The organism is Mesonia hippocampi (assembly GCF_014197445.1).
Lineage (GTDB): Bacteria > Bacteroidota > Bacteroidia > Flavobacteriales > Flavobacteriaceae > Mesonia > Mesonia hippocampi.
The window spans coordinates 47,597-72,287 of record NZ_JACIFO010000002.1 but is presented as its reverse complement, the minus strand read 5'-3'; the positions used below and the strand labels follow the sequence as shown (position 1 = coordinate 72,287).

Sequence of the window (24,691 nt, the reverse complement as noted above, 5' to 3'; positions counted from 1 at the left end):
TAGCTAGGCTAAGCTTTCTTTATGAAATGGATGATAATTTTTAGAAGCTTATTTGTTTTCTTGTTCGTCTTCTTCAAAAGAGTTCCATCCGCGAGCTTTTAAGGCAATTTTCTGATTTGCTCGCGTAATAATGTGCATGCCTTCTTTTTCTTCTGTAATATGACCTATGATGCTAAAGTTAGGGTTTCCTTTAATTTTATCGTAATCTTTTTGGTTGATGGTAAACAATAGCTCATAATCTTCGCCACCGCTTAGAGCAATGGTTGTACTGTCTATATTAAACTCTTCACAAACAGAAATTACAGTAGGGTCTAAAGGAATTTTTTCTTCAAATAAGTTTGCGCCAACCTTCGCGTTTTTGCATAAATGGATAATTTCTGACGATAACCCGTCGCTAATGTCTATCATCGAAGTAGGTGTAACCTCTAGAGATTTTAGTAGTGTTGGGATGTCTTTTCTTGCTTCAGGTTTTAGTTGTCTTTCAATAATATAGGTGTAAGGTTCTAAATCGGGCTGAGCATTAGGATTTACTTTGAAAACCTGTTTTTCTCTTTCTAAAACCTGTAATCCCATATATGCTCCGCCAAGATCGCCTGTTACAACCAGTAAATCGTTAGGTTTTGCTCCGTTACGTTGGCAAATATCGTTAGGCTTTGCTTTTCCTATGGCGGTAATGCTAATAATTAATCCAGCGGTAGATGAAGTGGTGTCTCCGCCCACTAAATCTACTTTGTAGGTTTTACAAGCTAGTAAAATTCCAGTATAGAGCTCTTCTAGAGCTTCTACAGGAAATCGGTTAGAAGCGGCGATAGAAACCGTTATTTGCGTAGCCTCAGCATTCATGGCATAAATGTCTGATAAGTTCACCATGACGGCTTTATAACCTAAATGCTTTAGTGGCATGTAAGCAAGATCAAAATGTACGCCTTCTACAAGCATGTCGGTAGATACTACTACGTCTTCCTCGTTGTTAAATTGCAAGATAGCAGCATCATCACCAATGCCTTTTTTGGTAGAAGCTTGGCTTAATTCTACAAAACGGGTTAAGTGTTCTATCAGTCCAAATTCTCCTAATTCTGCTAAACTCGTTTTGCTACCTTTATTATCAAACATACTCAATATTATTTTTAAGAAAAGCAAAATTAATATTTTTAGGTTAGGATATTCTTAAATAGAAAAATAATCTTTTTTAAGTATTAGAATAGTGGTTTAATAAACCTAGTTTTGTGTTAAGTTTTGTTAAGAAATAGGCTTATAACTTTAGCTTATCTAGATATCGATTAGATTAATGCTTATAAATATGGTTTTCACACTCCTAAATGGTATCTTTGCACCGTAAAAAGATGTAAAACCCTAAGGCTATGATAAAAGTAAGTGATACCGCAAAGAAAAAGATAGCCGAATTAATGGCAGAAGATGGCTATAATGTAGGTCAAGATTTTGTGCGTGTTGGCGTAAAAAGTGGCGGATGCTCGGGATTGTCTTATGAATTAAAATTTGATAATTCGCAGGCAGCAGAAGATAAACTTTTTGAACATAATGCGGTGAAAATCCTAGTAGATAAAAGAAGTTTTCTTTATCTGGTAGGAACAACATTAGAATATTCGGGAGGACTAAACGGGAAAGGTTTTGTTTTTAATAACCCGAATGCAGAGCGTACCTGTGGTTGCGGAGAAAGCTTTTCGCTATAATATATACCTCAAGAGACTAAGTTTCTTGAGTTTTTAACGATTTTTATTGATACTATGAATAAGTTTACGGAAGACGATTTAAAAAAAGAGTTGGAAACCAAAGAATATGAGTATGGATTTTATACCGATATAGAATCCGATACCTTTCCTGTTGGTTTGAATGAAGATATTGTTCGAGCAATCTCTAAAAAGAAAGAAGAACCCGAGTGGATGACCGAATGGCGCTTAGAAGCCTTTCGTATTTGGCAAGCTATGGAAGAGCCAGATTGGGCAAATGTAAATTATGAAAAGCCTAATTTTCAGGATATTTCGTATTACTCGGCACCCAATAAAAAACCTAAATACGAAAGTTTAGATGAGGTAGATCCAGAGCTGTTAGACACCTTTAGTAAGTTAGGAATATCGCTAGATGAACAAAAAAAATTAGCTGGGGTTGCCGTAGATGTGGTGATGGATTCCGTATCGGTAGCTACAACTTTTAAAGAAACCTTAGCAGAAAAAGGAATTATTTTTTGCTCTATTTCTGAAGCTATCCAGAAACACCCGGAACTTGTAAAAAAATACATAGGAAGTGTTGTTCCACAAAAAGATAATTTCTATGCAGCATTAAACTCGGCAGTTTTCAGTGACGGGTCATTCTGTTATATACCTAAAGGAGTACGTTGCCCTATGGAACTTTCTACCTATTTTAGAATTAACCAAGCAGGAACAGGGCAGTTTGAGCGTACACTGGTAGTGGCAGACGAAGGTAGCTATGTAAGCTATTTAGAAGGTTGTACAGCGCCTATGCGCGATGAAAACCAATTACACGCAGCCGTAGTAGAGCTTATCGCGTTAGATGATGCCGAAATAAAATACAGCACGGTACAAAACTGGTACCCAGGAAATGCCGAAGGTAAAGGAGGGGTATTTAACTTTGTGACCAAACGAGGGCTGTGTGAGAAAAATGCAAAAATAAGTTGGACACAAGTAGAAACGGGAAGTGCCGTAACTTGGAAATACCCAAGTTGCGTGCTAAAAGGAGATCATTCTATTGGAGAATTTTACTCTATTGCCGTAACCAATAATTACCAACAAGCCGATACCGGAACCAAAATGATTCATTTAGGGAAAAATACAAGAAGTACAATTATCTCTAAAGGAATTTCTGCGGGCAAATCTCAGAACTCATACCGAGGTTTAGTTCAAATTAATTCAAGAGCAGAAAATGCCCGTAATTTTTCACAGTGCGATTCCTTATTAATGGGAAATCAGTGTGGGGCGCACACATTTCCGTATATCGAGGCAAAAAATAAAACCGCTCAAGTAGAACACGAAGCTACTACAAGTAAAATTGGAGAAGACCAAATATTTTACTGTAACCAACGCGGAATTGATACAGAAAAAGCAATAGCGCTTATCGTAAACGGATTTAGTAAAGAAGTACTCAATAAACTACCTATGGAGTTTGCTGTAGAGGCGCAAAAACTCTTAGAAATTTCGTTAGAAGGTTCTGTAGGTTAATTAAACAAAAATGTTTTTATGAAAAAAATACTTGTTACCTTAATGGTTTTTTCAGCAGTATTAACTGCCTGTAAAAACGAAACCAAAACTACCGAAGCTCAAAAAGAAGCGAAGTCCGCTATAGCCAACGAAAAAGAAAAAACACAAATCCTAAAAGGAGAATTTCTTTATATGGCAGATGCAGCTGTATTAAAAGGAGACGACTTTATCTATGGTGTTGTTTTAGACTCTATGGTAATGAAGTTATCCAAAAAAGTAGCACCCTTTAAAAAAGATGATTACGATATGATACCCGTAATTGTAAGAGGCGTTATAAAACCCAATCTAGAAGAAGGTTGGGATGAGGTGCTAGAAATAAAAGAAATATTAAACGTTTCTAAACCAGAAGAGACAAACCTAATAAAGTTAGAGGCAAAACAGCCTGAAAAATAAGCAAAGTACTATGTTAAAGATAAAAAATTTACACGCAAGTGTAGAAGATAAGGAAATTTTAAAAGGAATAAACCTAGAAATTAACCCTGGCGAAGTTCATGCTATTATGGGACCAAACGGATCAGGGAAAAGTACATTAGCCTCTGTTATTGCAGGAAAAGAAGATTTTGAAGTAACCGATGGTGAAATAATTTTAGAAAATGAAGAAATCTCAGAGCTTGAAGCAGATGAACGAGCGCATAAAGGGATTTTCTTATCATTTCAATACCCTGTAGAAATTCCAGGAGTTACGGTAACTAACTTTATGAAAACCGCCATAAACGAGACACGTAAAGCAAAAGGCTTAGAAGAAATGCCAGCTAGCGAAATGTTGAAAAAAATTAGAGAAAAATCTGAGCTGTTAGAGATGGATCGTAAATTTTTATCACGCTCTTTAAACGAAGGTTTTTCTGGAGGAGAAAAGAAACGTAACGAAATTTTCCAAATGGCCATGTTAGAACCTAAATTGGCAATTTTAGATGAGACAGATTCTGGGCTAGATATCGATGCTTTACGCGTAGTTTCTAACGGAGTTAACAAATTAAGAAATAAAGATAATGCCGTACTGGTAATTACCCATTACCAACGCTTACTTAATTATATAGAACCCGATTTTGTACACGTTTTATTAAACGGGAAAATTGTAAAGTCAGGTACAAAAGAACTTGCTTTGAAATTAGAAGAGCAAGGATACGATTGGTTGAAAAAAGAAGCCGTAAACGATTAATTAATAACACAATCCAATTCAGTATCATAGTTTAAATTATAGGGAAATAATCACTCCCTGTTTTATCGAGAAACGAAATATATTATGAGTTTAAAAGATAAATTATTATCTTCTTTCTTCGTGTTTGAAGATCAGGTAGATGTAAATAATGATGTACATAAATTACGTAACGAAGCACTTAAGCTTTTTGAAGCGAAAGGTTTTCCTACCAAAAAAGATGAAGCTTGGAAGTACACATCACTTAATAGCCTTTTAAAAGAAGACTATAGCATCTTTCCTAAAAAAGAGGAAGCCTTAGAATACAAAGAAGTAAAAAAATACTTTATACACGATATAGATACCTATACCATTGTATTTGTAGACGGAATTTATGCTTCGCATTTATCGCAAACCACTCACGATAAATTTCATGCATGTTTAATGTCTTCGGCTTTGACCAAAACACAGTATAAGCCAATAATAGATAACTATTTTAATAAAATAGCACCTAAAGACTCTAGCCTAAATGCACTTAATACTGCTTTTTCTAAAGAAGGGGCTTTTATTTATATTCCCAAAAATGTGATGGTAGATAAGCCGATACAGATTTTAAATTTCTCTACAGGAAATGAGTCGGCTTTATTGATACAACCACGAAACTTAGTTGTGGTAGAAGAAAACTCGCATGTGCAAATTATAGAGCGTCACCAAAGCTTAACCGAAAATCCGGTGCTTACCAATTCGGTAACCGAGATTTTTGCCGAAAAACGAGCGATGGTAGATTATTATAAAATACAAAACGATAAGGCTTCCGCGTCTTTAATAGACAATACCTTTATAGAACAACAGCAAGAAAGTAATTGTGCCGTACATACCTTCTCTTTAGGAGGAAAGCTTACGCGTAACAATTTAAACTTCTACCAAAAGGGAGAATATATAGACTCTACCCTAAAAGGAGTAACTATTATAGAAGGGAAGCAACATGTAGATCATAATACATTAGTACATCACGCACAGCCAAATTGTGAGAGTCATCAGGATTATAAAGGAATTTATGATGATAAATCAGTAGGTGTATTTAATGGTAAAGTTTACGTAGAAAAAGTTGCTCAGAAAATAAATGCCTATCAAAGCAATAATAACATTTTAGTAGACGATAAGGCAACGATCAACTCAAAACCTCAACTTGAAATTTTTGCAGACGATGTACGCTGTAGCCATGGTTGTACTATTGGTCAGTTAGATGAAGAGGCTTTATTCTATCTTAAATCCAGAGGAATACCAGAAAAAGAAGGAAAAGCGTTACTTATGTATGCTTTTGCTAATAATGTATTAGAAAGTGTAAAAATACCCGAACTAAAAAAACGCATTAACTTACTTATAGCAAAAAAGCTTAATGTAGATTTAGGGTTTGATTTATAAGATATTCTTATGTTAGATATTGCAAAAATTAGAGCAGATTTTCCTATTCTTTCACGTAAAGTAAATGGGCATCCTTTAGTGTATTTTGATAATGCTGCAACCTCGCAAACACCAACACAGGTTATAGATTGTATTGTAAATTATTACCAACATTACAATGCAAACATACACCGTGGGGTACATACGCTTTCGCAAGAAGCTACCGATGCTTATGAATATGCCCGAGATGTAATCTGTCGCCATTTTAATGCAAAACATCGCGAAGAAATTATTTTTACCTCCGGAACAACACACGGTATAAACCTAGTAGCTAATGGTTATGTTTCGCTTTTAAATAAAGGTGATGAAGTAATTGTTTCAGCCTTAGAGCATCACTCTAATATTGTGCCGTGGCAAATGCTTTGTGAGAAAACAGGCGCAAAACTAAAGGTTATCCCAATGACCGATGCCGGAGAGTTAGATTATGCTGCTTACAAAAATCTAGTTTCGGAGAATACAAAATTAGTTTTTGTAAACCATGTTTCTAATGCTTTAGGTACAATAAATCCTATTAAAGAAATAATAGAGCTTGCCCATACATATAATGCAGAAGTCTTGATAGATGGAGCACAGGCAGCACCACATATTCAGGCAGATGTACAAGCGCTAGATGTAGATTATTATGTGGTTTCTGCTCATAAAATGTGCGGACCTACAGGAGTAGGTGTTTTGTATGGAAAAAAAGCCAGCTTAGAAAAATTGCCTCCGTACCAAGGTGGAGGAGAAATGATAGACCAAGTAACCTTCGAGAAAACAACTTACGCAGGTTTACCACATAAGTTTGAAGCAGGAACGCCAAATATATGCGGAGGGATTGCTTTTGGTCGTGCTATAGAATATCTACACGAAATAGGTTTTGATGAAATAGCACAGTATGAAGACGAATTACTGCAATATGCTACTCAAGAGTTATTAAAAATAGAGGGCTTAAAAATTTATGGAACCGCTCCTGAAAAAACAGCCGTTATTTCGTTTAATATAGAAGGCTTGCATCCGTATGATATAGGTACTATCGTAGATAAATTAGGTATAGCTGTTAGAACAGGACATCATTGCGCACAACCCATTATGGATTACTACAAAATACCAGGTACCGTACGTGCTTCGTTCTCCTTTTATAATACAAAAGAAGAAATAGACGACCTTGTAAAAGCGGTAAAACGGGCTAAAATTATGTTAGCTTAAAAAGTAAATCGATAGAACTAAAAAAATAAAAAAATAGATGAAAAAAATAATTCTTTTTCTTACAGTAACATTTAGCCTTATGGCTTGCCAAAACACAAGCCCATCTAAAGATTTGGTTGAAGGAACTTACAACGTAACTAATGTAGAAACACAAGATGTAACCACATTTAATGTTAGCATTGTAATAGACGAGACCAAAACAAAACTAAGCGGTAAAAGTGCATGTAATAGTTATGCAGGAGCTTTAACATTAGGAGAAAACAATACCTTTGATGCCGATAAATTAGGACTAACAAGAATGTATTGTAAAGATCAGATGGAGATAGAACGCAGTTTTATAGAAGCCATGACAGCCGTTTCTAATTATATGTTTGATGGCGAAGTCCTACTTTTAAATACTACAGAAGGAAAAACACTCATTAAAGCACAACTTCAGAAAAAATAAGCGTCTTGACAATTACAGCCATACAAGAAGAAATTATAGATGAATTTGCCCTGTTTGATGACTGGATGCAACGCTATGAGTATATGATAGAGTTAGGAAAATCGTTACCACTTATAAACGAGCAATATAAAACTGACGAATATATCATAAAAGGCTGCCAAAGTAAAGTTTGGGTACATGCAGAAATGCAGGAAGGGAAAGTGGTTTTTACTGCAGATTCTGATGCGATTATCACCAAGGGTATAATTGCCATTTTAATTCGGGTATATTCCAATCAAACTCCAGCAGCAATTATAGAGGCGAATACCGCATTTATAGATGAGATAGGGCTAAAAGAACACCTTTCTCCAACCAGAGCAAATGGTTTGCTAAGTATGCTAAAACAATTAAAGATGTATGCATTAGCCTTTCAAGCAAAAGGCTGATTTTACAATTCTCAGAAATACACAATTTTTAAAACAAGGTAATTCCAATCTTTATCAAAAAAGGTTGGAATTATTATTTTTCTATACTATTTTAGAATTAATTAACTTTGCAAAGGTTGTATTACTTCTACTTTTGGTTAGATAGAAATACACTTTTATACAAACCCCATAAACGAAACAAAATGGCAGAAAACGATATAGATGTAAATGAATTAGGTGAAAAAATTGTTCGCGTACTAAAAACCATTTACGACCCAGAAATCCCTGTAGATATTTATGAACTAGGACTAATTTATGATGTTTTTGTAAATGAAGATCGCGATGTTAAAATCTTAATGACGCTCACCACACCAAACTGCCCTGTTGCAGAAAGCCTTCCGCAAGAGGTACAAGAAAAGGTAAAAATGATAGAGATGATTAATGATGTTGATTTAGAATTAACCTTCGATCCACCTTGGTCTCAAGATTTAATGAGCGAGGAAGCCAAACTTGCATTAGGAATGCTCTAAGCTATGGAAAAAGAAATTGTAAATAGAGTTGCTAATAGTAAGCTAAAAACCTTCGACCTAGAAGATTTATACCCATCGGGAGAACGAAAGCAAATAGACATTAAAGATTGGCTTTTAGAAGGCATTGTACTTCAAGAAAAAAAGTTTAGAGCCGCAGTAGAAGCGCATAATTGGGAAGCTTATTCTGGAGCTTACGTTGCGCTACATTGCAGTACAGACGCAATAATACCATCTTGGGCATATATGTTAGTTACTACCAAGTTGCAGCCTTATGCCACCCAAGTTATCTTAGGAGAGCTTTCAGATATAGATACCATACTCTATAACCAGCTTATAGAGAAATTACCTGTCAATGAATATAAAGACCTCCCCGTTATTATAAAAGGCTGTGCTAATAAACCCGTGCCAGAAAGTGCTTATGTAGCCATTGTACAGAAATTACAGCCAGTGGTAAAAAGCCTTATGTTTGGCGAGGCTTGTTCTTCTGTACCTTTATATAAAAAAAGAAAAACTTAAATTTTACTAAAAACCTTAAACTATAACTTTTATAAATAATTATTTTTACAAGAAATTTTTAATCATCAATATACTATGAGAAAATTATTACTAGCGGTAGTGTTAACAGTGCAAGCAGGATTTTTGTTTGCTCAAGAAGACAAAGGAAAAACAGAAAAAAAAGAAGGCTGGAAAGGCTCAGGAACTTTTCAAGTGTTATTTAACCAGGCAGCATTTAATGCAGAATGGCAAGGCGGTGGAAGCTCAAATTATGCTGGGAATATTTCCATAAGCTACGACTTGAATTATTCTAAAGGAAGACTTACGTGGGATAACAAGTTTTTAGGAGATTATGGGATGACAAAAATTAAAGATGAAGATTGGTCTCGAAAAACTAACGACCGTTTAGAACTGAACTCTGTAGTGGGCTATAAATTAAATAAAGAAACAAAATGGTCTTACTCTTTCTTCTTGAACTTCAGAACGCAATTTGCACAAGGATACGAGTATGATGATACATATCCAGATGGCAGAAAAAAATATACCGAGTTTATGTCTCCAGGATACTTACAGTTTGGTCCAGGTATGCTTTGGAAAGATAGCGAAAACCTAAAAGTAAATGTTTCTCCAGCAACTGCACGTATGATTTTTGTTTCGGATAGATTTACGGGAGAGAACAATGTGCTTACAGGAGATCCTTATGTAGATGGTGATTATTTTGGAATAGATAAAGGAGAAACTTTCCGTTTTGAATTTGGTGCATCTGTAAGCGGATATTACAAATTTAAATTAGCAGATAACGTAAGCATGGAAAACATGTTAGCTTTATATTCTAATTACTTAGATAAGCCTCAGAATATAGATTTAAACTACACTATGAACTTAAATATGAAAGTTAATAAGCACTTATCGGCTAATTTTATCTTCCAAACAATATATGATGATAATGCTGTTTCAGGATTTCAGGTTAGAGAAGTGTTAGGCGTAGGGTTTAATTATGCTCTATAATAAGGTAAGAATCTAATTTTAATCGGGTACTTTATTATATAAGGTTTCTTAAGATTGAAATTTACACAACTTAAACAGCAGTAACTTTATGGTTACTGCTGTTTTTTTATTACTAGCTTTATGAATTATTTACTTTAATAATAAACCTGATATATGGGTTGTAAACTAGAAGTGGTTTTTACGGAAATTAATCCCCGTTTTTTTTAGATGTTTTATCAAGAGAATTTTTAGAAGAAATAGAAGGGATAACCCCATAAAAAAAAACAGCAATCTTCATGGTAAAGATTGCTGTTTTTACTTTTTTGAAGCTTGTTGTTTATGAAGCTTCGTTTGGTTCTAAGTTATCATTAATTTTTTCTTCGGTAACAACCAAAGCTGTTGTGTTTTCTGATTTTAATTTTTTCTTTAACCACATTTTTAATTTTATAGATAAGAAAAATAAACTAGGCACAATAATTAAGGTTAGGAATGTAGCAACAAATAGTCCATAAATTACCGTCCATGCTAGAGGGCCCCAGAAAATTACGTTATCTCCTCCAAAATACACATTTCCGTCAAAATCATTAAAAAGGGTGAAAAAGTTAATGTTAAGTCCTATAGCGAGTGGTATAAGTCCTAAAATTGTAGTTATAGCAGTAAGGAGTACAGGGCGTAAACGCGCCTTACCTGCTTTTACAACACATTCATAAAGATCTTTAGTTTCTAGATATTCGTCTTCGTTTAATCCTAATTCTTCTTTTCTGCGGTCTATTAATAACTGCCCGTAATCTAATAATACAACCCCGTTGTTTACTACAATTCCGGCAAGAGAAATTATCCCTACCATGGTCATCATAATCACAAAAGCGCTTCCAGTGATAATTATTCCTCCAAAAACTCCAATAAAGCTTAGGAAAATAGCAAGCATAATAATAGCCGGTTTAGAAATGGAGTTAAATTGAAAAATTAAGATAAAGAAAATAAGCCCTAACCCAATAAAAAAGGCAGAAACAAGAAAGGTCATTTGTTTATTTTGTTCTTCAATTTGCCCTGTATAATCTACTTTAATACCTTCTGGCATGCCTTCGAAAGATTTCATCTCGTTTTGGATGTGACTAACTACAGCCCCAGCATCGGTATGTCCAGGGGCTAAAGCAGAATAAATTGTAGCAATACGCTTGGTGTTTTTGTGTTTAATGGCGTTAAATCCAGAAGTGTTTTCGTACTTGGTAATACTCGATACGGGGATTTCCTTAATTTTCCCTGTATTATCTCTAAAAGTAATATACTGGTTAAACAAAGCGCTGGTATTGTAGCGGTTTTCTTCGTTAAAACGTACATAGATATCATAATCGTCCCCGTCTTCTTTATAAATACCTGCTTTAGCACCAAAAATAGAGTTTCGGAGTTGTTGCCCTACTTGTGCTGCGCTAATACCTAGTTCTCCCGCTTTTTCTCTATCAATAATTACACGCATAGAAGGCTTATTTTTATTAACATCTATTTTTAGCTCATCTATTCCGGGGATGTTTTTTGTATTGATGAAGTCGCGCATTTTTTCGGCGGTACTAATAAGTTCATTATAGTCGGCGCCTTCTATTTCTATATTAATTGGCGATCCTGCAGGGGGTCCTGCAGCATCTTTTTCTACAGAGATAAGTACCCCTGGATAGATACCTACAAGCGCTTCTTGTACTTTTTGCCTTAGCAATTCGCTATCTTCTCCTCTACGGTATTTATATTCGCGCATAGAGGCGGTAATTTTTGCTTTATGTGGCATTTCTGCCGAAGAACCCCCATCGGTTTGTGGGTTTCCTGCTCCTTCTCCTACTTGAGAAACAGCACTTTCTACCATAAAATTGTAATCGCCGTCTTTGTATTGTTTGCTGTTTAATACTTTATATACGCGTTGTTCAATTTCTTTAGTAATGGCATTGGTTTTCTCTATATCGGTGCCTTCAGGATATTCGATATATACAATAATCTGATTAGGTTTGTTGTCTGGAAAAAACTCTACTTTGGTACGTTGAGAGCTAAGCGACATGCCAAATACCATAAAAGAAATAATAAGTAAAACAAAGGTTCCTATGCTTAAAATATAAGGTTTCTTACCAGATAAGGCATTTCGTAAGCGTTTTTCATACCAGTTTTCTAGTTTTACAAGGGTGTTTGCTTGGAAGTAATTTGCCCATCGGCGTAGGAAAATTCTGTAAATCCAGAGCATTCCAGCAGTAAAAATCATGAGTGTACCTAGACCGCGATACTCGTTTCCTGTAAAAAATACTAACAGCCCAATAACACCCATAATAGCGGTAAGTGCGATAATATGTTTTAGCGGCATGTTTTTATCTTCGGTACTCATAAAGTTGGCTACAAGCACAGAGTTGAAGAATATGGCTACAAATAGCGATGAGCCTAATACAAATGAGAGTGTAATGGGTAAAATCATCATGAACTCTCCCATAATTCCAGGCCAAAAGCCTAGTGGCATAAAGGCGGCTACGGTAGTTGCTGTAGAAATAATGATAGGGAAAGCAATTTCTCCAATTCCTTTTTTTGCCGCTTCTTTTCGGCTCATGCCTTCTTCATCCATTAAGCGGTAAACGTTTTCTACTACTACAATTCCGTTATCTACAAGCATTCCAAGTCCCATGATGAGTCCAAATAATACCATAGTATTTAAGGTATAGCCTACGGCATTTGAAATCATAAGCGACATGAAAATAGACATAGGGATTGCAAAACCTACAAAAATGGCATTTTTAAAGCCTAAGAAAAACATAAGTACCGTAACTACTAGCAGGACACTGAAAATAATGTTGTTTACAAGGTCGTCTACTTGTCCAATGGTTACCGATGATTGGTCGTTGGTTATGCTTATTTCTAAATCTTGGGGGAAGATGTTTGCTTTGGTTTCTTTTACAATTTCTTGGATTTTTTCGGCAGCTTCTACCATGTTTTTTCCTGCACGTTTTTTTACATCGAGCATGACTACCGAGTGACCGAATTCTCTGGCGTAAGTAGTTTTGTCTTCTTCTTTAAATGTAACTTGAGCAATATCTTTTAGGTAGATGGGATGGCCTCCTTCAGATTTTACTACAAAATTGTTGAGGTCTTGTGGGTTTTCTATTTCCCCTAGAATTCTAATGGTTCGGCGTTGCCCACTGGTAACAATGTTCCCTGCAGACATGGTGGTGTTTCCGCCATTAATGCTATTAATAACATCGTTAAAAGTAACTTTTGCGGCCATCATTTTATAGATGTCTACGGCTACTTCTACTTCTTTTTCTTGTGCTCCACGTATGGCTACTTCTTTAATTTCCATCAAGTCTTCAATTTCATCTTGAAGGTATTCGCCATATTCTTTTAGCTTTTCTATAGGGTAATCTCCGGCGATATTGATGTTTAAGATGGGCATTTCCTCCGAGATGGTTAGCTCAAATACATCGGGTTCTACTTTTGCTCCATTAAAGGTTGGCCAATCTTCGCTAGAGGTTTCGGTGTCTATTTCATCTTTTACTTTTTGCTTGGCGGCATCTACCTCTATATTTTCATCAAACTCAACAATAATTATTGCATAGTCTTCACTAGAAGTAGAGGTTATTTCGACTACATTGCTTACCGTTTTTAGGCGGTCTTCTAGAGGGTCGGTAATAAGTTTTTCAATATCTTCGGCGGTGTTTCCTGGGTAAACAGTGCTTACGTATATTTTTGTTTCGTTTACCTCTGGAAAGCTTTCTCTGGGCATATCGAAAAATGCCGATATTCCTAAATAAAAAATAATTAGGATGAGCACATAAATGGTTGTTTTGTTATTTATTGCCCACGAAGAAATTGGAAACTCTTTCTCTGTACTTTTTTGTTGTTTTTCCATAAATAGGGATCTTGTCTGAAGTTATATTCCTTATAGCAATAAGGTTATTTTATTCCTATTACTTTTACGGTTTGTTTGTTTTTTACGCTTCTTGCTCCTTCATTGATAATTTCATCACCATCAGAGATTCCTTCTAAAATTTCAATATAATCGCCTTGTGTTTTTCCGGTTTTTATAATTGTTTTGGTGGCAATGCCTTCGTTGTTTTCTTTTTTGTTTTTAACTAAGTAAAGGTATTGCTGGCCTTCTGCGTTTTCTGAGATAATGCTTTGAGGAACTAAAATGGCTTTGGGGTTTATGTAATCGTTAATTTTTAGTTTTGCTGTTAGGTTGGGTTTAATATCCTTTTCTTTATTAGGGATAGCTACCTCTATTCTAAATGTACGATTGTCTGGATTTATGTAATCGCCTGCTTGTCTTATTTTTGTAGTTACTGTTTTGTTTAAAACAGGAAGCTCTACATTTACTTGTTTACCTTTGGTAACGCTTGTTAGGTAGCGTTCGGGTACATCGGTTTCTATATACATATCGTTTAAGTTTACAATACGTATTAGGGGAGTTTGTCCTGCGGCTACAACGCTACCTTGCTCTGTGATGATGTTATCTATAGTTCCTGAAAAAGGTGCTTTTACGGTAGTTTTATTAATTTGCTGTTCTAATTGTTTTACTGCTTTGCTACGTGCTTCATAGGTAGATTTTGCTTGTAGGTACTGAATCTCGCTTCCAATGTTTTGATTCCATAAACGTTTTTGGCGCGCATAGGTAGTTTCGGCTAAGTTGGCCTCAATTTTTATTTGCGCTAATTGCTGGCTTAAACCGCCATCGTCTATTTTAGCCAATAGCTGTCCTTTTTTTACCGATTGTCCTTCTTTTACATATACGTGTGTTAAAATTCCGTTGTATTCAGGATAAATTACCAATAGGTTTTTTGTGGTAACATTTCCTTGTACTTCTATGTAGTGTGTAAATTTGGTTGCTTTAGCAGTTAAAGTAGTGATAAGCGGAACTTTTTTTACGGTATCTATTTTTGCAATAGCGGCATCTATTAAGTGGAGGTCTTCTAGCGTTTTTTGTTGTGTGTTAACAAGTTCGGTACGTTTTTTACGCATAAGATCGATGTCGCCTGAACTTAAAACGTTCTCTAGTGCGTTTTTCTTTTTTTCTCCTCCGCAGGAGACTAATAATATTGTGGTAAGTAGAGCTAGTGTTATATTTTTCATGGTGTAAGCTTGTAATTAGGTTCTTGTCTTAAATGGTATAAGTTAGTTTACGTTGTTTAGAATAGTTTCTAGCGTTGCTTTGGTGTTGATTACGTTTAGCATTGTTTGTAAAAATTCTTGCTGAGCACTGTAAAGTTGGGTTTGCGCCTGGCGAAGTTCAAAGCTAGAGCCTATACCTTCAAAAAACTTGGTTTGATTTTTTTTCTCTATACGTTCGGCAAGGCTTAAGTTTTCTTTTTTGTTATGGTACTCTTCAATCGCAAATTGATATTCACTCTTTGCATTGGCAATTTGTAATTTTAGTTGTTGTTGTGTTTCCAATAAATCGGTTTTTGCTTTTTCGAGGTTTATTTTGGCTCTTTGGGTAGATGCTCCCCGCATTCCCGAACTAAATATGGGGATGTTTAGGCTAACCCCTAAAAGCGATGAGCCAAACCAGCGTTGGTTATTATCTAAAAATGTAAAACTATCTCCGAAAGCTGCGTAGCCGCCATTTAAAAAAGCATTAAGGCTTGGTAAGGCTTTGCTTTTTTCTAGTTTTACGAGAAGCTCTTTAGAGACCATATCGTTTTTAGCTATTTGGTAATCTATGGTGTTTTCTATATTTTCTTCGCTATCTAATAGTGTGGGTACTATGTTTTGTGCGGTTAGCGTTTCTAGATTATCTGTTAGTGTAGTTGCTGTATTAATATCGATTCCTAAAGTGATGTTTAGCATTTGATAGGCAAGTGTTTTTAAGCGTTGCGTGTTTCTTAAATTGCTTTCTACACTAGAAAGTGTAATACGGAGTTGTTCTACGCTTTCTTCTTCTTCTAGACCGTTTTCGTAGATTTTGGTAGTTTCATTGAGGTTATCTTGAAGTACTTTTATATTTCGATTAAGAATACTTATACTTTCTTCTGCGATAAGTACATTGCCATAAGCATCGATTACGGTTTTTCTTACTTCTAAGTCTGTTTTTATTTTTGCTTGTTTGGATATTTGCAGGTATACTTTTGCAGATTGTAAACCAACAAGGTAAGAGCCGTCAAACAAGAGTTGTGAAATTGTAGCTGTGGCATTGATGTTTTGTTTTGTCCCAAAGGTAAGTTCTTCAAACTCTCCTTCTGGTCCGCCAAATGCTGCTGCAGGAATTAAAGATACTTGTTGTTTTAGAAAGTTTTGGTAATCTATGGTGGCGTTAAGTTGCGGTAAGCCTGTTGCGGTGGTTTCCCATTTTTGTTTTTTTGCTGCTTCAATATCTCTAGCGGCGTTTTGTGCCGTTCGGTTATTTTCTAGAGCAAAATTTATGGCTTCTTCCAGACTAAAGTTATAATTGTTTTCTTGTGCATTTATCCAATTAAATGCGGAGAGAAATAAAACAATTAGAATGTGCTGTTTCATGAAATAATCTGTTTTTGTAAGTTGTTTATGTATGTAAGGCCTTTTTTGGTGGCTATTCCTCGTATGTGGTAGTCTAAAAAAGTATGTACAAGTTCTGGGATGCCATATTCTTCTATGGTAAAAAAATCGTCATTTCTAATGCCTTCTATTTGGGTGAAGTAAAAGCGATAAATAATGTCTGTTTTTAAGTTTTTTCGGTAATAACCTAATGCTATGCCCCGATTCAAATTATTGATTACGCATAAGTTCATGCGTGTTCTTTTATGCTCGTTTACCGATTTATCTATATTAGGGTAATATTTTTTTAATTGATATTGTACAGAGTTTTTTTCTTCCTTTAAATAGGTAAGTATATACTCATGTATTTCTAATATCTCCTCTATTGGGTTGAGGTTTTTGGCAATTATAGTATCTGTTTTCTCGAAAATTTCAGCAATAATAAGTTCAGTACTGCTTTTTATGAGTTTATTTTTTGTGCTATAATAGGTGTAGATGGTTTTTTTTGAGATGCCTAGTTTTTCGGCAATATCATCCATGGTTACGCTTTTAAAGCCTAATTCGAGGAATAATTCAGTAGCTTGGTTTAGAATTTCTTGCTTCATAGATATGACAAATATAAGAAGGAAACTTTCACAACTAAAAAAGTTTCCTGAGTTTTTTTACCAAATTATTTATTCCTTAAAATACTACTTGTTTTTAGAGTAATTATAGTATTTTCGCCCTTTTATACTTTGCAGCATGGAAGATATTTCTTTTTATAGAGAAGAATTTTTAGCTTATTTATCAGAGAAAAGCATAGTAGAGCAGCCAGGTAATCTCTACGATCCTATAAACTATATCCTACAAATGGGTGGCAAGCGTTTGCGTCCGGTTTTAACATTGTTGGGAGCAGAGGCTTTTGGGGTTTCGTATAAACACGCCTTAGATGCAGCACTGGCGGTAGAGTTTTTTCATAACTTTTCATTAATGCATGATGATATTATGGATGATGCGCCTTTACGAAGAGGAAAAGTTACCGTACATGAAAAGTGGAACTTGAACACGGCTATTTTGTCTGGCGATGCAATGCTGATTAGAGCATATCAATTTTTTGAAAACTATAAAGGAGAAACCTTTAGAGAGTTGGCAAAGCTTTTTAGTAAAACAGCTGTTACTGTATGTGAAGGGCAACAATACGATATAGATTTTGAAACCCAGGAAGAGGTAGGTATCTCGCAGTACATAAATATGATAAGAAGTAAAACCGCTGTGCTGATAGGCGCAGCCCTAGAAATGGGTGCGATTGTAGCAGGGGCTTCTGTAGAGGATAAACAAAAAATATTTGATTTTGGTTGCTATCTTGGTATTGCTTTTCAATTGCAAGATGATTTTTTAGATGTTTTTGGAGATCCTAAAGTTTTTGGAAAACAAGTAGGTGGAGATATTATAGAAAACAAAAAAACATACCTTTACCTAAATGCATTAAAGCAAGCAGGAAAAGATGAAGCAGCGCAGCTTAAGCACTTGTACAGTTTAGCGCCATCAGACCCACAACAGAAGATTGACGCGGTAAAGCAAATATTTATAAAAAGCGGGGCTGCCGAACGTACAGAAGAAGAAATAAAAAGCTATATAGATAAAGCGCTAGCAAAATTAGACGAAATCACCCTGGCTCCAGACCGTAAAATTTTATTACGAAGCTTTGGGCAAATACTTATGGCGAGAAACGTTTAAGAAAAGTTTATGAGCAATAGATTAAAATAATAAGCTTCTAAAGTGCAAATTGTTTTAAAAGTTGTATTTTTGAATTGTTTAAACAAAAAACAATACAACTGTAGATTCCTCTTATGGACAGATTTTCATTTCTTAATGCAGCACATGTTGCATATTTCGCAGAAGTTTATGATCAATACCTTCAGTACCCAGATAGCGTAGAGCCTAGCTGGCGTGCTTTCTTTCAAGGCTTCGATTTTGCACGTACCCAATATGGAGAAGAGCTTATTGATGACCAAGAAAACTATGTGTTCAAACAGCCTCAAACAGGAGAAGAAGTTTCACTTCCAAACCATGTATACAGCGAGCTTAAAGTAGTCGAGCTTATCGATGCTTACCGCACGCGAGGACACTTGTTTACCAAAACAAATCCTGTTCGTGCGCGCAGAAAATACAGCCCAACATTAGCTATAGAAAATTTTGGCTTAGAAAAAGCAGACCTGCAAAAAGAATATAATGCAGGAGAATTATTAGGGCTAGGAAAAGCTAGTTTAGAAAGAATAATAAAACATTTAGAAAATATCTACTGTGATGCCATCGGAGTAGAATATATGTATATTAGAAATCCGGAAGTGGTAAAGTGGATTCAAAACAAATTGAATACCAATGAAAACCAACCTGATTTTAATGCTGATCAGAAAAAAAACATTCTAGAAAAACTTAATGAAGCCGTTTCTTTCGAGTCATTTTTGCATACTAAATATGTAGGGCAAAAACGTTTCTCTTTAGAAGGAGGCGAGAGTCTTATTCCTGCACTTGACGCCTTGATTAATCAAGCAGCAGAAAAAGGAGTTAAAGAGTTTGTTATGGGAATGGCTCATAGAGGGAGGCTAAATACGCTTGTAAATATTTTCGGGAAAAGCACTAAAGATATCTTTAGTGAGTTTGACGGGAAAGATTATGCCCAAGAAGAAGCTTTTGATGGTGATGTTAAATATCATTTAGGGTGGACATCTCTGCGTAAAACTAAATCAGGGAAAGAAATTAACCTAAATATAGCACCAAACCCATCACACTTAGAAACAGTAGGAGCCGTTGTGCAAGGGATTACCAGGGCAAAACAAGACGATCATCATAAAACAAACCCAAAAAATGTATTGCCAATTGTTGTTCATGGAGATGCGGCCATTGCAGGACAAGGGCTTGTGTACGAAGTAGTGCAAATGGCAGGTCTAGATGGCTATACTACCCAAGGTACTATTCATGTAGTAATTAACAACCAGATAGGTTTTACAACAAATTATTTAGATGCAAGAACATCTACCTATTGTACAGATATAGCTAAAGTTACACAGTCGCCAGTATTGCATGTAAACGCAGACGACGTAGAAGCTGTAGTACATGCCATGTTATTTGCCCTTGAATACCGCATGCAATTTGGTAGCGATGTGTTTATAGATTTATTAGGATATAGAAAATATGGGCATAACGAAGGAGATGAACCTCGATTTACCCAACCAAAATTATATAAGGCTATTTCTAAACATAAAAATCCTAGAGATATTTATGTGGAAAAATTAGAACAAGTTGGAATAGTAGAAAAAGGAGAAGTAGAGAAATTAGAAAAAGCCTATAAAGAAGAATTAGAAGAAAATTTAGAAATTTCTAGAAAAGAAAAAACCACTGTAATTACTCCTATCATGCAAGAAGAATGGGGAGGATATACCTATGGTGGCTTAACAGAAATGCTATCTAATGTAGATACATCTTTTAAATTAGAAGAATTAGATAAAATAGCAGAAACAATTACGCAACTTCCATCGGATAAAAAATTCTTGCGTAAAATCGCTAGGCTTATAGAAGGTCGCCATAATATGTATTTCGAGAAAAATGCACTCGATTGGGGAATGGCAGAACTCCTTGCTTACGGAACCCTATTGGCAGAAGGACATGATGTGCGTTTAAGTGGTCAAGATGTTGAACGAGGAACATTTTCGCATCGTCATGCAGTGGTAAAAGTAGAAGATAGCGAAGAAGAAATCGTACTACTTAACAAGCTACAAGAAAATCAAGGCAAATACTATGTCTATAACTCATTATTGTCAGAATATGGTGTTGTAGGTTTTGAGTATGGTTACGCTATGGCGAGCCCTAGGTCACTTACCATCTGGGAAGCTCAATTTGGAGACTTTAGTAACGGAGCTCAAATAATGATAGACCAGTATATTTCTGCGGGAGAAGATAAATGGAATACACAAAACGGACTTGTGTTGTTGCTACCTCACGGATATGAAGGGCAGGGAGCAGAGCACTCTTCAGCAAGAATGGAGCGTTATTTACAGCTATGTGCAGGGAATAATATGTTTGTGGCAGATTGTACAACACCAGCAAACTTCTATCACTTATTACGTCGCCAAATGAAACTTAATTTCAGAAAACCTTTAGTGGTTTTTACACCAAAAAGTTTATTGCGTCATCCAAAAGTGGTTTCTACAAAAGAAGAATTGGTAAACGGAAGTTTCCAAATGCTTATCGATGATAGCCAAGCAAAAGCAGAAAAAATAAAAACCTTAGTATTCTGTACAGGTAAATTTTATTACGATTTATTAGAACGTAAAGAAAAAGATGCTAGAGATGATGTTGCTTTGGTAAGAATAGAACAATTATTCCCACTTCCAGAAAAAGAAATAAGAGAAACGATTGTTAAATATAAACAAGCAAAAGATATTGTTTGGGCGCAAGAAGAACCTCGAAATATGGGAGCATACGCTCACTTGTTACTGCATTTAAAAGAAGCGAAAAACTTTAGAGTGTGTAGCAGAGATTTTTATAGCGCACCAGCAGCAGGAAGTGCAACACGATCTAAAAAACGACACGAAAATACCATAGAAAGTGTTTTTAATAACAAATAATTCATTAAATTAGAATATACAATACTGAAACAATAGAAAATTATGGCTTTAGAAATGAAAGTCCCTTCACCGGGAGAATCGATTACCGAAGTTGAAATAGCTCAATGGCTTGTAGAAGATGGTGATTATGTAGAAAAAGACCAAGCAATTGCAGAGGTAGATAGCGATAAAGCTACCTTAGAACTCCCAGCAGAAGCAAGCGGTATCATAACGCTTAAAGCAGAAGAAGGCGACGCTGTTGCCGTTGGAGAAGTAGTATGTTTAATCGATACCGATGCTGCAAAACCAGAAGGAGCGGTAGCGAGTAGCGAAACTAAAGAAGAAAAAGCTCCAGAAGCAGCTCCTAAAAAAGAGGAAGTTAAAGAAGAAAAAAACTACGCAAGTGGAACACCTTCTCCAGCTGCTAAAAAAATATTAGCAGAAAAAAATATAGATGCTGCACAAGTAACGGGAACTGGTAAAAACGGTAGAATTACTAAAGAGGATGCTGTAGAAGCACAACCTTCTATGGGAACACCAGGTAACGGTAGCCGAGGAGAAACACGTAAAAAGATGTCGATGCTTAGACGTAAAGTAGCAGAGCGTCTTGTGGGTGCCAAAAACGAAACGGCAATGCTTACCACGTTTAATGAGGCTGATATGTCTGCGATATTTAATTTACGTAAACAATATAAAGAAGACTTTAAAACTAAACACGGCGTAAGTCTTGGGTTTATGTCTTTCTTTACATTGGCCGTAGTGCGTGCGTTAGAAATGTATCCTGCAGTAAACAGTATGATTGACGGAAAGGATATGATTACCTTTGATTATAAAGACATAAGTATAGCAGTTTCTGGTCCTAAAGGATTAATGGTTCCTGTAATTAGAAATGCAGAAAGCTTAAGCTTTAGAGGAGTTGAGGCAGAAGTGAAAAGATTAGCCCTGCGTGCAAGAGATGGTAAAATTACCGTAGATGAAATGACAGGAGGTACGTTTACAATTTCTAACGGAGGTGTATTTGGATCAATGTTATCAACCCCTATTATTAACCCGCCGCAAAGTGGTATTTTAGGAATGCATAATATTATAGAGCGTCCAGTTGCTGTAGATGGAAAAGTGGAAATTAGACCAATGATGTATCTAGCACTCTCTTATGACCACCGTATTATAGACGGGAAAGAGTCTGTAGGTTTCCTAGTAGCCATAAAAGAAGCATTAGAAAACCCAGAAGAATTACTTATGGAGAATAATATCAAAAAAGCTTTAGAGTTATAATACAATAAAGAGTAACGTATATTTATAAAAAAATCGGCAAGAATTTTTTCTTGCCGATTTTTTCTTTTCTAATAACTCTCTTATTTAAGAAATAAAGATTTCGATTTATAATCGATAATTGCCTTTCCTTTATCAAGAATATCTGCCCCAATTATTCCATGTACTTTATTGGCGTCGTGATCTGTTAAGGCTTGATTAATATGGCTGAGGTCAAAAAGTACTAGACTTACCTTTTTTCTTTTCCAAGAGCCAATCTTTAAAGTGTTTTTATTGGCAAGTTGCGTTTCCATATTAATTGCTCCAGCACCAGCAGCGCGAATATCGCTTTCTTCGGCATAAAGCTTAAAATGTTCAACCATATCATTCGCAATACAACTGCTAGATGCACCTGTGTCTAAGATAAAATTTCCTTCAATACCATTTATTTCAACCTTTAATTCTAAGTGGTTGGTGGCGGTTTCTATTAGTTTTACACGCTGATAGTCTTTCTCTTTAAGAAATTTCCGTAAACTTGCCATGCTGCTTTTTTTGACAAATGTACAGGATTTTTGTTTTGTATTTTTATAAAGTAGGAATACTATTACCTTTGTGACATGATAAAATTTATAGATACGCATACACATTTGTATAGCGAAGCTTTTGCAGAAGATAGAGACCAAGCTATGCAAAGGGCGCTCGATGCAGGAGTAGAAAAACTATACCTTCCTGCTATAGATACAAACTCGACAGAAGCAATGTATGAGTTGAAAAACAAATACCCTGCACATATAGGTCTGATGGCGGGGTTGCACCCAACCTCAGTTAAGCCAGAATCGTATAAAGCAGAACTAGATTTTGTAGCAAGTGAGTTAAAAGAGAAATCTAATACTTTTTGTGCCATTGGAGAAATTGGGGTTGATTTGTATTGGGATAAAACCAATTTAAACATCCAACAAGAAGCCTTTAGAGCGCAAATAAAATTGGCAAAACAGTATAAACTTCCTATTGTAATTCATTGTAGAGATGCTTTTGATGAGGTTTTTGAAGTTTTGGAAGAAGAAAAATCAGATGATCTTTATGGAATTTTTCATTGCTTTACAGGAACTTTAGCACAAGCGCAAAAAGCCATTTCGTACAATATGAAGTTGGGAATAGGAGGTGTGCTTACCTTTAAAAATGGTAAAATAGATAAATTTTTGGCTGAAATTCCGTTAACACATATTGTTTTAGAAACCGATGCTCCTTATTTAGCACCAACACCTTATCGAGGAAAACGCAATGAGAGTAGTTATCTCGTGTTAGTAGCAGAGAAATTAGCCAGTATATACCAAACTACATTGGCAGAAATAGCAAATACAACCACCCAAACCGCTCAAGAAATATTTAAAAACCTTAATTGATTATGGAATATAAAGCAAATATCTTGTTGATTTATACCGGAGGAACCATCGGGATGATAAAAGATTTTGAAACAGGAGCTTTAAAAGCCTTCGATTTTGACGAGTTGTTGCACAACATTCCAGAGCTAAAACTATTAGAGCATAATATAGAAACCCTGAGTTTTGGTGAGCCTATAGATTCCTCTAATATGCAGCCAACTTATTATGTGCAATTGGCAGAAGTAATTGCGGAAAATTATAAAAAATACGACGGCTTTGTAATTTTGCACGGAAGCGATACAATGGCTTACAGTGCTTCTGTAATGAGTTTTTTATTAGAAAATTTACAAAAACCCGTAATTTATACAGGTTCACAATTACCTATTGGCGATTTACGTACCGATGCTAAAGAAAACCTTATTACCTCGATACAGTTGGCAGGCTTGCAAGAAAATAAAAAACCTGTTATTACAGAAGTAGGGCTTTATTTTGAATACAAATTATATAGAGCAAACCGAACCGTAAAAGTAAATGCAGAGCATTTTGAGGCTTTTACTTCATATAATTATCCACCATTAGCAGAATCTGGAGTTCATCTCGATGTAAATAAAAATTATCTCTATAAAATAAGTGCTAAAAAAGAGTTATATGTACATAAAGAGTTAGAAACAGGCGTGATTGTACTAAAACTTTTCCCTGGAATAACAGAAGATGCAATAGCATATATGTTAAATTTTCAAAATCTGAAAGGGGTGATTTTAGAAACTTATGGTAGCGGAAATGCCCCAAACGAATCTTGGTTTATAAAAATTATATCAGCGGCTATCCAAAGAGGTATTTATATTGTAAATGTTACCCAATGCTTGGGAGGTAGTGTAATTATGGGGCATTACGAAACAAGTACAGCCCTAAAAAAAATAGGGGTAATCTCCGGAAAAGACATTACAACAGAAGCGGCAGTAGCAAAAATGATGTATTTATTGCCCAAAAATTTAGGAAAAAATGTTTTTAAAACTATCTTTGAAACTTCGTTGCGAGGAGAAATGTTATGAAAAAATAACACACAATGTTTGAATGGCAAATATTTTTTTTGTTATTTGCTCTCGTTAAAAATGGCTAC

General features: G+C 35.4%; 22 protein-coding genes. 16 read left to right on the top strand and 6 right to left on the bottom strand.

Annotated features, from left to right (window positions below; genetic code table 11):
• Positions 1-48: 48 nt before the first annotated feature.
• Positions 49-1,113 (bottom strand): thiamine-phosphate kinase, encoded by a 1,065-nt coding sequence (gene thiL, locus GGR32_RS02545; RefSeq protein WP_183476046.1) that lies wholly within the window; start codon positions 1,111-1,113, stop codon positions 49-51.
• Between the two features lie 248 nt (positions 1,114-1,361).
• On the opposite strand from thiL, the gene GGR32_RS02540 reads away from it, so the two are divergent.
• The 11 genes from GGR32_RS02540 to GGR32_RS02490 all read left to right on the top strand — a co-directional run bounded on the left by GGR32_RS02540 (position 1,362) and on the right by GGR32_RS02490 (position 9,899).
• Positions 1,362-1,691 (top strand): HesB/IscA family protein, encoded by a 330-nt coding sequence (locus GGR32_RS02540; protein ID WP_183476044.1) that lies wholly within the window; start codon positions 1,362-1,364, stop codon positions 1,689-1,691.
• A gap of 54 nt (positions 1,692-1,745) precedes the next feature.
• The gene (sufB, locus tag GGR32_RS02535; RefSeq protein WP_183476042.1) at positions 1,746-3,194 is read left to right on the top strand and encodes a Fe-S cluster assembly protein SufB; all 1,449 of its coding nucleotides are present in this window, start codon (positions 1,746-1,748) and stop codon (positions 3,192-3,194) included.
• An 18-nt stretch (positions 3,195-3,212) separates the two neighbouring features.
• Positions 3,213-3,626 (top strand): hypothetical protein, encoded by a 414-nt coding sequence (locus GGR32_RS02530; protein ID WP_183476040.1) that lies wholly within the window; start codon positions 3,213-3,215, stop codon positions 3,624-3,626.
• A 10-nt stretch (positions 3,627-3,636) separates the two neighbouring features.
• Positions 3,637-4,392, top strand: a complete 756-nt coding sequence (sufC, locus tag GGR32_RS02525; RefSeq protein WP_183476038.1) for a Fe-S cluster assembly ATPase SufC — start codon at positions 3,637-3,639, stop codon at positions 4,390-4,392.
• Between the two features lie 84 nt (positions 4,393-4,476).
• Positions 4,477-5,793: a Fe-S cluster assembly protein SufD gene (gene sufD, locus GGR32_RS02520; protein ID WP_183476037.1), complete on the top strand. Its 1,317-nt coding sequence runs from the start codon at positions 4,477-4,479 to the stop codon at positions 5,791-5,793.
• Positions 5,794-5,802: 9 nt separating this feature from the next.
• Complete coding sequence (locus GGR32_RS02515) at positions 5,803-7,017, top strand: aminotransferase class V-fold PLP-dependent enzyme (RefSeq protein WP_183476035.1); 1,215 nt, start codon at positions 5,803-5,805, stop codon at positions 7,015-7,017.
• Positions 7,018-7,054: 37 nt separating this feature from the next.
• Entirely contained in the window at positions 7,055-7,462 is a 408-nt protein-coding gene (locus GGR32_RS02510; protein WP_183476033.1) for an META domain-containing protein, read from the top strand.
• A gap of 5 nt (positions 7,463-7,467) precedes the next feature.
• Positions 7,468-7,887, top strand: a complete 420-nt coding sequence (locus GGR32_RS02505) for a SufE family protein (protein ID WP_183476031.1) — start codon at positions 7,468-7,470, stop codon at positions 7,885-7,887.
• A gap of 182 nt (positions 7,888-8,069) precedes the next feature.
• Complete coding sequence (locus GGR32_RS02500; protein WP_183476029.1) at positions 8,070-8,396, top strand: SUF system Fe-S cluster assembly protein; 327 nt, start codon at positions 8,070-8,072, stop codon at positions 8,394-8,396.
• A gap of 3 nt (positions 8,397-8,399) precedes the next feature.
• Positions 8,400-8,912 carry a DUF2480 family protein gene (locus GGR32_RS02495; protein WP_183476027.1) on the top strand — a complete coding sequence of 171 codons (513 nt, stop codon included), beginning with the start codon at positions 8,400-8,402 and terminating at the stop codon, positions 8,910-8,912.
• Positions 8,913-8,987: 75 nt separating this feature from the next.
• Positions 8,988-9,899, top strand: coding sequence for a DUF3078 domain-containing protein (locus tag GGR32_RS02490; RefSeq protein WP_183476025.1), 912 nt, complete (start codon positions 8,988-8,990; stop codon positions 9,897-9,899).
• A 316-nt stretch (positions 9,900-10,215) separates the two neighbouring features.
• On the opposite strand, the gene GGR32_RS02485 is transcribed toward GGR32_RS02490, so the two are convergent.
• From GGR32_RS02485 to GGR32_RS02470, 4 genes are read right to left on the bottom strand one after another with little or no spacing between them, the layout of a single operon-like run.
• On the bottom strand, positions 10,216-13,752 hold the full coding sequence (locus tag GGR32_RS02485) for an efflux RND transporter permease subunit (protein ID WP_183476023.1): 3,537 nt from the start codon (positions 13,750-13,752) through the stop codon (positions 10,216-10,218).
• A gap of 44 nt (positions 13,753-13,796) precedes the next feature.
• Entirely contained in the window at positions 13,797-14,972 is a 1,176-nt protein-coding gene (locus GGR32_RS02480; RefSeq protein ID WP_183476021.1) for an efflux RND transporter periplasmic adaptor subunit, read from the bottom strand.
• Between the two features lie 42 nt (positions 14,973-15,014).
• Entirely contained in the window at positions 15,015-16,355 is a 1,341-nt protein-coding gene (locus tag GGR32_RS02475; protein ID WP_183476019.1) for a TolC family protein, read from the bottom strand.
• Positions 16,352-16,957: a TetR/AcrR family transcriptional regulator gene (locus tag GGR32_RS02470; protein WP_183476017.1), complete on the bottom strand. Its 606-nt coding sequence runs from the start codon at positions 16,955-16,957 to the stop codon at positions 16,352-16,354. Before GGR32_RS02470 ends, GGR32_RS02475 begins: the two co-directional genes overlap by 4 nt.
• Positions 16,958-17,093: 136 nt before the next feature.
• On the opposite strand from GGR32_RS02470, the gene GGR32_RS02465 reads away from it, so the two are divergent.
• From GGR32_RS02465 to odhB, 3 genes are all read left to right on the top strand, one after another.
• Positions 17,094-18,068 carry a polyprenyl synthetase family protein gene (locus tag GGR32_RS02465; protein WP_183476015.1) on the top strand — a complete coding sequence of 325 codons (975 nt, stop codon included), beginning with the start codon at positions 17,094-17,096 and terminating at the stop codon, positions 18,066-18,068.
• A gap of 113 nt (positions 18,069-18,181) precedes the next feature.
• Positions 18,182-20,959, top strand: a complete 2,778-nt coding sequence (locus tag GGR32_RS02460) for a 2-oxoglutarate dehydrogenase E1 component (protein ID WP_183476013.1) — start codon at positions 18,182-18,184, stop codon at positions 20,957-20,959.
• A 42-nt stretch (positions 20,960-21,001) separates the two neighbouring features.
• A complete protein-coding gene (odhB, locus tag GGR32_RS02455) occupies positions 21,002-22,213 on the top strand; it encodes a 2-oxoglutarate dehydrogenase complex dihydrolipoyllysine-residue succinyltransferase (protein WP_183476011.1) in 1,212 nt (403 codons plus the stop codon).
• Positions 22,214-22,293: 80 nt separating this feature from the next.
• Here odhB and GGR32_RS02450 read toward each other — a convergent pair whose 3' ends face one another.
• On the bottom strand, positions 22,294-22,731 hold the full coding sequence (locus tag GGR32_RS02450; protein ID WP_183476009.1) for a retropepsin-like aspartic protease: 438 nt from the start codon (positions 22,729-22,731) through the stop codon (positions 22,294-22,296).
• Between the two features lie 78 nt (positions 22,732-22,809).
• On the opposite strand from GGR32_RS02450, the gene GGR32_RS02445 reads away from it, so the two are divergent.
• Both GGR32_RS02445 and GGR32_RS02440 read left to right on the top strand, forming a co-directional pair.
• Entirely contained in the window at positions 22,810-23,592 is a 783-nt protein-coding gene (locus tag GGR32_RS02445; RefSeq protein WP_183476736.1) for a TatD family hydrolase, read from the top strand.
• Between the two features lie 2 nt (positions 23,593-23,594).
• Positions 23,595-24,623: an asparaginase gene (locus GGR32_RS02440; RefSeq protein ID WP_183476007.1), complete on the top strand. Its 1,029-nt coding sequence runs from the start codon at positions 23,595-23,597 to the stop codon at positions 24,621-24,623.
• Positions 24,624-24,691 lie beyond the last annotated feature (68 nt).